Source organism: Streptomyces sp. NPDC004732 (assembly GCF_040609235.1).
Classification (GTDB): domain Bacteria; phylum Actinomycetota; class Actinomycetes; order Streptomycetales; family Streptomycetaceae; genus Streptomyces.
In genome coordinates this window covers 246,492-258,575 of sequence record NZ_JBEXJR010000008.1, presented here as the reverse complement: position 1 = coordinate 258,575, position 12,084 = coordinate 246,492, and the positions used below count along the sequence as shown (strand labels likewise).

Below are 12,084 nucleotides of genomic sequence, written 5' to 3'. Positions count from 1 at the left end.
GCACTTCGGACACCGTCAGTAGCCGCGGCGCTGCTGTTCCGGCTCGACGACCGTGGTCTGCGCGACCGGCGGGGCCATCCGACGGCGTTTGGCGATGCTGGTGAAGACGGCGACACCGATGAGCCCCACGGCCATCATGATGACTCCGGCGACGGTGAGGTTGAGCCCCTCCATCTCCCAGTCGGTCGCGAACGTGAGGATGGCACCCACGGCGATCAGAAGTATGCATCCGCCGAGGCCCATGAGGACCGCCTCCCTGCGTAGTGGCTACGAAGCCTCCGAGTACCCGGAGGCTCCGTACCCACACAGGTATGCGGACCTCAGCCCTCCAGGAACGCCACCAGCGCGTTGGCCAGCATGTGCGGGTCGTCGGCGCCGCACAGCTCGCGCACGCTGTGCATGGACAGGATCGCGACGCCGATGTCGACGGTCTTGATGCCGTGCCGCGCCGCGGTGATCGGGCCGATCGTCGTGCCGCACGGCATCGCGTTGTTGGAGACGAACGACTGGAAGGGGACGCCCGCCTTCTCGCACGCGGCGGCGAACACCGCGCGGCCCGAACCGTCGGTGGCGTAACGGTTGTTCACGTTGACCTTGAGGATCGGCCCGCCGTTGGCGCGCGGGTGGTGCGTCGGGTCGTGCCGCTCCGCGTAGTTGGGGTGCACGGCGTGACCGGTGTCGCTGGAGAGACAGACGGTCCCCGCGAACGCCCGCGCCTTGTCCTCGTACGAACCCCCGCGCGCGAACACGGACCGCTCCAGGACGCTGCCGAGCAGCGGGCCGTCGGCGCCGGTGTCGGACTGCGAGCCGTTCTCCTCGTGGTCGAAGGCGGCGAGCACGGGGATGTACGCGAGGTTCTCCTGGGCGGAGACGGCCGCGAGGGCCGCCGTCGCGGAGTGCACGGACAGCAGGTTGTCCATGCGGGGGCCCGCGACCAGTTCGCGGTCGCGGCCGAGGAAGGCCGGTGCCTCGATGGCGTACGTCATGAGGTCCCAGCCGGTGACGTCGCCCTCGGCGAGCCCGGTCTCGTCCTCCAGGAAGCCGATGAGGTCGCCCTCGTGGACGTCGTTGCCGAGCCCCCAGATGGGCTGCATGTGCTTCTGCTTGTCGAGCTTGAGCCCGTCGGTGTGCACGGACCGGTCCATGTGGATGGCCAGTTGGGGCACGCGCAGCAGCGGCCGGTCGATGTTCACGAGCCGCGTGGTGCCGTCGCGCAGCGTGAGGCGTCCGGCGAGGCCGAGGTCGCGGTCGAGCCAGGAGTTGAGCAGCGGCCCGCCGTAGATCTCGACGGCGACCTGCCGCCAGCCGTGGGAGCCCGCGTCGGGCTGCGGCTTCACGCGCAGGTTGGGGGAGTCGGTGTGGGCGCCGACGATGCGGAAGGGGGTGTGCGCGGACGCGCCCTCCGGGACGTACCAGGCGATGATGGCGCCGCCGCGCAGCACGTACTTGCCGCCGGTCGTGCCGTCCCAGGAGTCGGTCTCCTCGACCTGCCGGAACCCGGCCTTCTCCAGCCGCTCGGCGGCGCTCGCCACGGCGTGGTACGGCGAGGGGCTCGCCGCGAGGAAGGTCATGAGGTCTTCGGTGTGGCCGCGGTCGAAGGGGCCGGAGGGTGTGCGCATGCCAGCCAGCCTAATGCGGCGGCTGTCCGGGTGGCGGGGGTCCTCAGAGGCGGTGGTACTCGGTGAGGTCGAGGTCGATCGTAAACGGCACGGCGAGCTTCAGGCGGTCGTGGTGGATGCCCGTGGGTGCGTAGGTGCCGGTGTGCGGGTCGAGTTCGTAGGTGTGGACGGCGGGCCGCTTGTTCTCGTCCATCCGGACCAGCCAGTAGTGCCGGATGCCCGCTGCCGCGTACTTGCGGGGCTTGGTGTCCTGGTCGCGGTCCTCGGAGTCGGGCGAGACGACTTCGACGGCGAGCAGAACGTCTTCGGCCTGATAGCGGGTCTGGCAGTCGTCGGCGTCGGCTTCCGCGGTCACGACCACGAGGTCGGGCTCAGGTGCCTGCTTGCGGCCGAGGACGACGGCCATTTCGCGGCGGACGCGTAGATGCTCGGGGAGGGCCGTCCGTACGCCGTTCACCAAGAGATCAATCGCCAGCGTATGGAACTTTCGCTGCGGACTCACGAAAACCAGGCTCCCGTCGATCAGTTCTGTGTGCGGCGGGAGGTCGAGGCTGAAGAAGTCGTCCGTGGTGTAGCCGTCCTGCGGCGGCATCGGCCATGCCGAGCCGTCGGACTGGAGCGCGTGGAGCGCGTCGGTGCGGGGCTCAGCGGTCATGGTTCCTCCCATGGACGGGATTCTCGGCCGTTCCGTCAGCGTACCCAGGGCATACGACAATGCCGCCACCCGAAAGAATCAGGTGGCGGCATCGCGCTGACGTGCGAAAGAAGCCCGTGCGGATCCGCGGACTAGAACGCCGCCTCGTCCAGCTCCATCAGGTCCAGCTCGACGCCCTCGGCGAGCTTGCGCTCGTGGCCGACGGCCGGGAGGACGTTCGTGGCGAAGAACTTCGCTGCGGCGATCTTGCCCTGGTAGAAGGCCACGTCCTTCGCGGAGGCGGTCTCCAGCTTTTCGGCGGCGACCGCGGCACCGCGGAGGAGGAGGTAGCCGACGACCACGTCGCCCGACGCCATCAGGAGGCGCGTGGTGTTCAGGCCCACCTTGTAGATGGCCTTCACGTCCTGCTCGGTGGCCGCGAGGTCGGTCAGCATGACGCCGACGATGGCCTCCAGCTCGACCGCGGCCTTGGCCAGCTCCTCGCGGGCGCCGGCCAGCTGCTCGCCGCCCGTGCCGACCGCGAGGAACTTCTTGATCTCCTCGGCGAGGCCGTTCAGCGCGGCGCCCTGGTTGCGGACGATCTTCCGGAAGAAGTAGTCCTGGCCCTGGATCGCGGTGGTGCCCTCGTAGAGGGTGTCGATCTTGGCGTCCCGGATGTACTGCTCGATCGGGTACTCCTGGAGGTACCCCGAGCCGCCGAACGTCTGGAGCGACTGCGCCAGCTGCTCGTACGACTTCTCCGAGCCGTAGCCCTTCACGATGGGCAGGAGCAGGTCGTTGAGGGCGTGCAGCTGCGACGCGTCCTCGCCCGCGGCCTCCTTGACCTGGATGTCGTCCTGGACGGCCGCGGTGTGCAGGACCAGGGCGCGCATGCCCTCCGCGTACGCCTTCTGCGTCATCAGGGAGCGGCGCACGTCGGGGTGGTGGGTGATCGTCACCTTCGGCGCGGCCTTGTCCATGAACTGGGCCAGGTCGGGGCCCTGGACGCGCTCCTTGGCGTACTCCAGCGCGTTCAGGTAGCCCGTCGAGAGCGCCGCGATGGCCTTCGTGCCGACCATCATGCGGGCGAACTCGATGATGCGGAACATCTGGCGGATGCCGTCGTGCTTGTCGCCGATCAGCCAGCCCTTGGCGGGGTGCTGGTCGCCGAACGTCATCTCGCAGGTGTTGGAGGCCTTGAGGCCCATCTTGTGCTCGACGTTCGTGGCGTACGCGCCGTTGCGCTCGCCCAGCTCGCCGGTCTCCCAGTCGAACTCGTACTTCGGGACGAGGAAGAGCGAGAGGCCCTTGGTGCCGGGGCCGTGGCCCTCGGGGCGGGCGAGGACGTAGTGGAGGATGTTCTCCGACATGTCGTGCTCGCCGGACGTGATGAAGCGCTTCACGCCCTCGATGTGCCAGGAGCCGTCCTCCTGCTGCACGGCCTTGGTGCGGCCCGCGCCCACGTCCGAACCGGCGTCCGGCTCGGTCAGGACCATCGTCGAGCCCCACTGCTTCTCGACGGCGATCGCGGCGACCTTCTTCTGCGCCTCGTTGCCCTCCTCGAAGAGGATGCCCGCGAACGCGGGACCGGAGGAGTACATCCACACGGCCGGGTTCGCGCCGAGCAGCAGCTCCGCGTAACCCCAGATCAGGGAGCGCGGGGAGGTCGTGCCGCCGATCTCCTCGGGCAGGCCGAGGCGCCAGTACTCGGAGTCCATGAAGGCCTGGTAGCTCTTCTTGAACGTCGCGGGCACCGGGGCGGTGTTGGTGGCGGGGTCGAAGACCGGCGGGTTGCGGTCCGCGTCCTCGTACGACTCGGCGAGCTCGTTCTCCGCGAGGCGGCGCAGCTCGTCGAGGATGCTCTTGGCGGTGTCGACGTCCATCTCCGCGAACGGGCCGGTGCCGTACAGCTTGTCGCGGCCGAGCACCTCGAAGAGGTTGAACTCGATGTCGCGGAGATTCGACTTGTAGTGGCCCATGGCGAAGGCTCCGTAAGCAGAAAAGGGATGAGTACCAGCAAGTAGTCATGATGATGCTACCCGTCGGTAATAAGAAGCAACCCCTAACCGCCCATCTGTGACTCAGTACGCTTACGCGCATGTACGGCTACGACCAGAATCCCGGCGCCCAGCAGCAGTACGCCCCGCCGGGCGCGCAGCCGCCGCCGCAGCAGATGCAGGGCATGCCCGGCGGTGGCTACGGCCAGCAGCCTCCGCTCTATCCCGAGCCCTCGCCGCCGTCCCTCGCGGACGCGGTGCGCGCCTTCACGACGGGGTCGATGTCCGCCGAGGACTTCCAGCAGGCCTTCGCCACGTCGAAGGTCTACTGCCCGCGCGGTGACAACCCCGGCTTCCTCGCGCTGCACAACACCCAGCAGCCCGTGATCCCGATGTTCACCTCCCTCAAGGAGCTGCGCCGGTACGCGGGCAAGGACTCCAAGTACTTCGTGATCACCGGCGCGGAGGTCATCGACCTGCTCCCGACGGGGTACGGCTTCGTCCTGGACATGGAGGGCGAGCACCGCATGGTCTTCGACGCGAAGGCCGTGGAGCAGATGGTCGACTTCGCGATGCGTCGTATGTACGGCTGATCCTTTCTGGCCCCTGGGCCTTTGGCGGTGCTCTGCTGCTCGGCCTTCGGCCTTGCGGGGCCGGTGCGGTCTTCGGCTGCGGGGCCGTTGTGGCTGGTCGCGCAGTTCCCCGCGCCCCCAAGCGACACCCCCAGGGGTGCCCCTGGGGGTGTCGCTTGTAGTTCGTAGATCGTTTCTGGCCGCTCATGGAGCCCGGAGGGAATTCCCTCCGGGCTTCACTCGTTCCAGGTGGCAGGAAGTTCTACGTTCAACTAAAGTGAGTGCACAGGAGGTACCGACCATGCCTGCAGTGACTGTCGAGAACCCGCTGACCCTGCCCCGAGTGGTGGCGCAGGCCGATGCGACGCCGCGCCCCGTGCTCGCCGTGACCACGGCGCCGAGCGGATTCGAGGGCGAGGGCTTCCCGGTGCGCCGGGCCTTCGCGGGAATCAATTACAAGCACCTCGACCCGTTCATCATGATGGATCAGATGGGCGAGGTGGAGTACGAGGCGGGCGAGCCGAAGGGCACCCCCTGGCACCCCCACCGTGGCTTCGAGACGGTCACGTACCTGATCGACGGCACCTTCGTCCACCAGGACTCCAACGGTGGCGGCGGCACCATCAGGAACGGCGACACCCAGTGGATGACGGCGGGCAGCGGCCTGCTGCACATCGAGGCGCCGCCCGAGTCCCTCGTCATGTCCGGCGGCCTCTTCCACGGCCTCCAGCTGTGGGTGAACCTGCCCGCCAAGGACAAGATGATGGACCCCCGCTACCAGGACATCCGCGGCGGCCAGGTCCAGCTGCTCTCCACCCCCGACGGCGGCGCGCTGCTCCGCGTCATCGCCGGTGAGCTGGACGGGCACGAGGGCCCCGGCATCACGCACACGCCGATCACGATGATCCACGCGACCGTGCGGCCCGGCGCCGAGGTGACGCTGCCCTGGCGCGAGGACTTCAACGGCCTCGCGTACGTCCTCGCCGGACGCGGCAGCGTCGGCACCGAGCGGCGCCCCGTGCACATGGGGCAGACCGCGGTCTTCGGCGCCGGGTCCTCGCTGACCGTCCGGGCGGACGAGCGGCAGGACGCGCACGCCCCCGACCTGGAGATCGTGCTGCTCGGCGGGCAGCCGATCCGGGAGCCGATGGCGCACTACGGCCCGTTCGTGATGAACAGTCAGGCCGAGCTGCAGCAGGCCTTCGAGGACTTCCAGAAGGGCCTGCTCGGCACGGTCCCCGCCGTGCACGGCATGTAGGCGGTACGGGGTCGGCAGGCAGCCGTACATAACGTGCGGGGAGCCTGCCCCCGTGTTCGGGTAGGAGGGGTGAGCACTCTCCTGCCCGAGCCCGCGCGCCGCGTCGCCGCCTGGTGCGTCGTCGCCCTCCTCGTCACCGGCGTGGCCGCCGTGGGGGTCTGGCTCTGCGTCACCTTCAAGACAGCGGTGACCCCGGTCCTCCTCGCGCTCCTCGGCACCGCGCTCCTCGGACCGCTGTACCGGCGCCTGCTCAGGATGAAGGTGCAGCGCTCCCTGGCGGCGGGCCTCACCTGTGCGGCGGTCGTCGCCGTCGTCGGCGGTGCCACGTACATCGTGGTCAATGCGCTGATCGACAGCGGCGACCAGATCATCGCCTCGCTCAAGCAGTCCGCCGAGGACCTGTCGAAGTACTTCGGGGCGGCCGGGACCTCGCTCGACGACATGGCGTCCAACGCCAAGGAACTCTTCGGCAAGTTCGGCGGAACCGCCGCGTCCGGAGTGATCAGCGGCCTCAGCACCGTCGGCGAGATGATGGCGATGGCCGTCCTCGCCCTGCTGCTCGTCTTCTTCTTCCTGCGCGACTCCGAGCGCGCCATGGGCACCCTGCGCCAGCTCGCCCCCGGCGACAGCGCCGACTCCATCGAGGCCATGGCCCGCCGCGCCTTCGAGGCCATCGAGGGCTTCATGCGCGGGACCACGATCATCGCGTTCATCGACGCCCTGTGCATCACCGTCGGCCTGCTGATCCTCGGCGTCCCCGGCGCCTGGGGCCTGGGCGCCCTGGTCTTCGTCGGCGCCTACATCCCCTACCTCGGCGCGTTCCTGTCCGGCGCGGTCGCCATCCTGGTCGCCCTCGCGGACCGGGGCTTCGCCATCGCGCTCTGGGCGCTCGGCGTGGTCCTCGCCGTGCAGGTCCTCGAAGGCCACATCCTCCAGCCCATGATCCAGAGCAGGACCGTGCAGATGCACCCGGCGGTGGTGATGCTGGCAATCACCGCGGGGGCCTCGGTCGCCGGAATCCTCGGGATGCTGCTCGCGGTGCCGCTGACGGCGGCCGCGTTCGGCATCGTCTCGGAGCTGCGGTCGCGCTACGCGGGCACGTCAGGCACGTCTGGTACATCCGGTACATCCGGTACATCCGGTACATCGGGCAGATCCGGCAGGTCGTCCACGTCCACGACCACGTCCACGACCGCGGCCCCACCGGCCCCGGGCGACCCCGCGTCCTCGTAGAGCTCGAACCAGATGCTCTTGCCGTCGCCGCGCGGATCCACGCCCCACGCCCCGGCGAGCAGCTCCATCAGGACCAGGCCGCGCCCCGACGAGGCGAGCTCGCCCGGGTGGCGCCGGTGCGGCAGGTCGTCGCTGCCGTCGGCGACCTCGGCCCGCAGCCGCCGCGCCCCGGGCTCGCCGGTCACCTCGGCGACCATCAGGGCGTCGCCGTCCGTGTGCACGAGGACGTTCGTGAGCATCTCGGAGACCATCAGGACCGCCGAGTCGACCTGGTCGTCGTCCGCCCAGTCGTGCAGCAGGTCCCGCAGGTGGCTGCGGGCCCCCGCGATGCGCTCCGGCTCGGCCTGGGCGACGGTCAGGACCGTGCGGCGGGCGTCCGCGTGCTGCTCGGAGCGGCCCGTCCTGCTCAGCAGCAGCACCGCTATGTCGTCCTCGCGGCGGTCCGCGAGCGGGCCCGTGGTGTGGTGCGAGGAGGGCCCGTGCACGGCCTGCACGAGCGCGTCGGCGAGCTGCTCCAGGCTGTCGGGCTCGCCCTCGCCCGCGTACTCCTCCAACGTCGTCCTGATCCGCGCCCAGCCGCTGTCCAGGTCGTGGCCGCCGGTCTCGATGAGGCCGTCGGTGCAGATCAGCATGGTCTCCCCGGCCTCCAGGACGAGCCGGGTCGTGGGGTAGTCGGCGTCCGGGTCGATGCCGAGCGGCAGGCCGCCCGCGGTGGGCCGCAGCAGGACCGTTCCGTCGGCCATCCTTATCGCGGGCTCAGGGTGGCCCGCGCGGGCCATCTCCAGGACGCCGGTCGCCGGGTCGGCCTCCACGTACAGGCAGGTCGCGAAGCGCGGGTCGTACTCGATGGCCTCGTCGGGGCCCGTGCCGCTCGACCCGTAGGTGATGGACTCGGTGATCCCGGAGAGGAAGCGGGTGGCGCGGGACAGGACCGCGTCGGGGCGGTGCCCTTCGGAGGCGTACGCGCGCAGGGCGATCCGCAGCTGGCCCATCAGGCCCGCGGCCCGCACGTCGTGCCCCTGCACGTCGCCGATGACGAAGGCGATGCGGCCGCTGGGCAGCGGAATCATGTCGTACCAGTCGCCGCCGACCTGCAGACCGCCGCCGGTCGGCACATAGCGGGCGGCCACGCTCATCCCGGGGATCTGCGGCCCGAGCATCGGCAGCATCGAGCGCTGCAGGCCCTCCGTCAGCTCCCGCTCGGACTCCGCGACCCCGGCCCGCGAGAGGGCCTGCGCCAGCATCCGCGCCACCGTCGTCAGGACGGAGCGCTCGTCGGGCGTGAACGAGACCGGATACGTGAAGGCGGCCATCCACGTGCCCATCGTGCGCCCCGCGACCGTCAGCGGCAGGAACGCCCACGACTGCCGCTCGAAGCGGCTGGCCAGCGGCCAGGAGGCGGGATAGCGCCTGCGGTAGTCCTCCGGCGTGGACAGATAGACGGCCCGGCCGGTGCGCACCACCTCCGCGGCCGGATAGTCGGTGTCCAGGGGCATCGCGGAGAAGGGGCCGTCGTCGCCGGGCTGGTGGCCGTGGTGCCCGATGATCGTCAGCCGCTCGCCCTCCACCCCGAAGACCGCGAGGCCGTCCGGCGAGAACCCCGGCATGGAGAGCCCTCCGGCGACCCTGAGGACCTCCTCCGTGGACCGCGCCTCGGCGAGCGCCCGCCCCGCGTCCAGCAGGAACGCCTCGCGGGAGCGGCGCCAGTCGCCGGTGACCGGGGTGCGGGCGGCGGACCCGGGCGTGGGGTCCGTGACCTCTTGCAGGGTGCCGATCAGCTCGTACGCCTCGGTCGTCCCGTGCAGCACGGGCTTGGAGCGGCTGCGCACGATGCGCAGGACCCGCCGCCCCGTCTCGTCCATGATCCGCAGCCGGGCCTCCGCGAGGGTGCCCTCGGCGACGGCGAGCTGGACGGTTCCGTAGATCTCGTTCCAGTCGACCGGGTGAAAACGGGAGCGCACCCCGGCCTCGGTCAGGGTCTGGGCGCGGGCGGGCAGACCGAGGAGCCGGGCCGCCTCGGCGTCGAGCGTGACGGTCCCGGATGTGTTGTCCCAGCGCCACAGCCCGGTCGCGATGGCGGCCAGGACGTCCCGTACGGGAGGCAGGGAGTCGTCCCCTGCCTGTAGCAGGGGATCGTCGGTGCGCATTGACCCACTTTAGGAAGATGTACAGGCGAGCCGCCACCGAGCCCCGTCGTTCCGGGCCCTCCGGCGGGTGGCTCCGACGGATATCCGGAAACCGATCTTCGACCGGACGGTAGCCTTGTGAGACATCTATCTAGCAGGTCGCCAGCACACGTGCTGCACTGCTGTCCCGCTCGACCCCGATCCCGAAGGCTGGATGAACGACGATGCACCGGTACAGGTCCCACACCTGCGGCGAGCTCCGCGCCTCTGACGTCGGCACCGACGTCCGGCTGAGCGGCTGGCTGCACAATCGCCGAGACCTGGGCGGCATTCTGTTCATCGATCTCCGCGATCACTACGGCATCACGCAGCTGGTGGCCCGCCCGGGCACCAAGGCCGCCGAGGTCCTGGACAAGCTGTCCAAGGAGACGGTCGTCCGCGTCGACGGCAAGGTCGTCTCGCGCGGCACGGACAACGTGAACCCGGAGCTGCCCACCGGCGAGGTCGAGATCGAGGCCTCCGAGGTCGAGGTGCTCGGCGCGGCGGGCCCGCTGCCCTTCACGATCAACGCCGAGGACGGCGTGAACGAGGAGCGCCGCCTGGAGTACCGCTTCCTGGACCTGCGCCGCGAGCGCATGCACCGCAACATCATGCTGCGCAGCGCGGTGATCGCCTCGATCCGTTCGAAGATGGTGGCCCTCGGCTTCAACGAGATGGCGACGCCGATCCTCACCGCGACCTCCCCCGAGGGCGCGCGTGACTTCGTGGTCCCGTCCCGGCTGAACCCCGGCAAGTTCTACGCGCTCCCGCAGGCGCCGCAGCAGTTCAAGCAGCTGCTGATGATCTCGGGCTTCGACCGCTACTTCCAGATCGCGCCCTGCTTCCGCGACGAGGACGCCCGCGCGGACCGCTCGCCCGGCGAGTTCTACCAGCTCGACGTCGAGATGAGCTTCGTGGAGCAGGAAGACGTCTTCCGCCCCATCGAGAAGCTGATGACCGAGCTCTTCACGGAGTTCGGCGGCGGCCGCGAGGTCACCTCGCCGTTCCCGCGCATCCCGTTCCGCGAGTCGATGCTGAAGTACGGCAACGACAAGCCCGATCTGCGCGCCAAGCTCGAACTGACCGACATCACGGACATCTTCGAGGGCTCCGAGTTCAAGGCGTTCGCGGGCAAGCACGTGCGTGCCCTGCCGGTGCCGGACACGGCGTCGCAGTCGCGCAAGTTCTTCGACGGCCTCGGTGACTACGCGGTCGAGCAGGGCGCGAAGGGCCTGGCCTGGGTGCGTGTCGCCGAGGACGGTTCGCTGACGGGCCCGATCGCCAAGTTCTTGACCGAGGCGAACGTCGAGGAGCTCACCAAGCGCCTCGGCCTCGAAGCCGGTCACGCCGTGTTCTTCGGCGCGGGCGAGTTCGACGAGGTCTCCAAGATCATGTCGGCCGTGCGCGTCGAGGCCGCCAAGCGCGCCGGGCACTTCGAAGAGGGCGTCTTCCGCTTCTGCTGGATCGTCGACTTCCCGATGTACGAGAAGGACGAGGACACCGGGAAGATCGACTTCTCCCACAACCCCTTCTCGATGCCCCAGGGCGGCATGAAGGACCTGGAGGAGAAGGACCCGCTGGACATCCTGGCCTGGCAGTACGACATCGTCTGCAACGGCATCGAGCTCTCCTCCGGCGCGATCCGCAACCACGAGCCCGACGTCATGCTGAAGGCCTTCGAGATCGCGGGTTACGACGCGGAGACCGTCGAGCACGAGTTCAAGGGCATGCTGAAGGCCTTCCGCCTCGGCGCCCCGCCGCACGGTGGCATCGCCCCGGGCGTCGACCGCATCGTGATGCTCCTCGCCGACGAGCCGAACATCCGCGAGACGATCTCCTTCCCGCTCAACGGCAACGCGCAGGACCTGATGATGGGCGCGCCGACGGAGCTGGACGAGTCGCGTCTGCGCGAGCTGAACATCTCGCTGCGCAAGCCCGCGGCGCAGTAGTAGCCGCCACGGCCTGAGAAGGGCCCCGGAACCGTTCGGTTCCGGGGCCCTTCTTCCGTTCCGGGGCAACCCGATCGCCGCGCCACCGCGTTCCAGGGTTGTGGGAGACCGAACGGAACGACGGTGGGGGAGCGATGCGGGGCGACTTCGAGGAGTTCGTCGCCGCCGCGGGACCCCGGCTGCTGCGCGTGGCCTGGCTGCTGACGGGCGACGCGCATCTCGCCGAGGACCTGCTCCAGACGGCACTGGCCAAGGTCTGGCCCAAGTGGCACAGGATCGCGGGCGAACACCCGGAGGCGTACGTCAGGAAGGTGCTCGTCACCACGCACACCTCCTGGTGGCGGCGGCACTGGCGGGGCGAGGTCCCGCACGGCGAACTCCCGGAGCGTCCGGGGTCCTTCGACACGTACGAGGGCGTGGACCTGGAGCAGTCCCTCGCGGTCGCGGTGCGGGCGCTCCCGGCGCGGCAGCGGGCCGTGGTGGTGCTGCGGTACTTCGAGGATCTGAGCGTGGCGGAGACCGCGGGCATCCTCGGCTGCGCGCCGGGCACGGTCAAGAGCCAGGCCGCGAAGGCCCTGCGCACGCTGCGCGAGGTGCTTCCGGCCGCGGTGGGGGGCCGCTGTGACTGACGGGCGGCACGACACTGATGACGCTGCC

At 69.9% G+C, this 12,084-nt stretch carries 9 protein-coding genes and 1 pseudogene; 5 read left to right on the top strand and 5 right to left on the bottom strand.

The genetic code is table 11. The features are described 5' to 3' along the window. Positions 1-15: 15 nt before the first annotated feature. From ABZV77_RS25005 to ABZV77_RS24990, 4 genes are all read right to left on the bottom strand, one after another. On the bottom strand, positions 16-243 hold the full coding sequence (locus ABZV77_RS25005; protein ID WP_356260872.1) for a DUF6458 family protein: 228 nt from the start codon (positions 241-243) through the stop codon (positions 16-18). Positions 244-320: 77 nt separating this feature from the next. Then, complete coding sequence (locus ABZV77_RS25000) at positions 321-1,619, bottom strand: M18 family aminopeptidase (RefSeq protein ID WP_356260869.1); 1,299 nt, start codon at positions 1,617-1,619, stop codon at positions 321-323. 43 nt (positions 1,620-1,662) lie between these two features. Further along, a complete protein-coding gene (locus ABZV77_RS24995; RefSeq protein WP_356260866.1) occupies positions 1,663-2,286 on the bottom strand; it encodes a Uma2 family endonuclease in 624 nt (207 codons plus the stop codon). A 119-nt stretch (positions 2,287-2,405) separates the two neighbouring features. Continuing rightward, positions 2,406-4,232 carry an acyl-CoA dehydrogenase gene (locus tag ABZV77_RS24990; protein WP_356260863.1) on the bottom strand — a complete coding sequence of 609 codons (1,827 nt, stop codon included), beginning with the start codon at positions 4,230-4,232 and terminating at the stop codon, positions 2,406-2,408. Positions 4,233-4,351: 119 nt separating this feature from the next. Here ABZV77_RS24990 and ABZV77_RS24985 point away from each other — a divergent pair, with 119 nt between their 5' ends. The 3 genes from ABZV77_RS24985 (at position 4,352) to ABZV77_RS24975 (ending at position 7,313) form a co-directional block, all read left to right on the top strand. After that, positions 4,352-4,843 carry an SseB family protein gene (locus ABZV77_RS24985; protein ID WP_055563227.1) on the top strand — a complete coding sequence of 164 codons (492 nt, stop codon included), beginning with the start codon at positions 4,352-4,354 and terminating at the stop codon, positions 4,841-4,843. Positions 4,844-5,123: 280 nt separating this feature from the next. Beyond that, positions 5,124-6,080 (top strand): pirin family protein, encoded by a 957-nt coding sequence (locus ABZV77_RS24980; RefSeq protein ID WP_356260860.1) that lies wholly within the window; start codon positions 5,124-5,126, stop codon positions 6,078-6,080. 69 nt (positions 6,081-6,149) lie between these two features. Next, positions 6,150-7,313 carry an AI-2E family transporter gene (locus ABZV77_RS24975; RefSeq protein WP_356260857.1) on the top strand — a complete coding sequence of 388 codons (1,164 nt, stop codon included), beginning with the start codon at positions 6,150-6,152 and terminating at the stop codon, positions 7,311-7,313. Here ABZV77_RS24975 and ABZV77_RS24970 read toward each other — a convergent pair. Continuing rightward, positions 7,307-9,460 (bottom strand): annotated as a pseudogene (locus ABZV77_RS24970) (SpoIIE family protein phosphatase); the annotation flags it as partial. The gene ABZV77_RS24975 and the pseudogene ABZV77_RS24970 overlap by 7 nt on opposite strands. A gap of 203 nt (positions 9,461-9,663) precedes the next feature. Here ABZV77_RS24970 and aspS point away from each other — a divergent pair. Continuing rightward, on the top strand, positions 9,664-11,427 hold the full coding sequence (aspS, locus tag ABZV77_RS24965; protein ID WP_356260854.1) for an aspartate--tRNA ligase: 1,764 nt from the start codon (positions 9,664-9,666) through the stop codon (positions 11,425-11,427). A 134-nt stretch (positions 11,428-11,561) separates the two neighbouring features. Next, positions 11,562-12,056 carry a SigE family RNA polymerase sigma factor gene (locus ABZV77_RS24960; protein ID WP_356260851.1) on the top strand — a complete coding sequence of 165 codons (495 nt, stop codon included), beginning with the start codon at positions 11,562-11,564 and terminating at the stop codon, positions 12,054-12,056. Positions 12,057-12,084 lie beyond the last annotated feature (28 nt).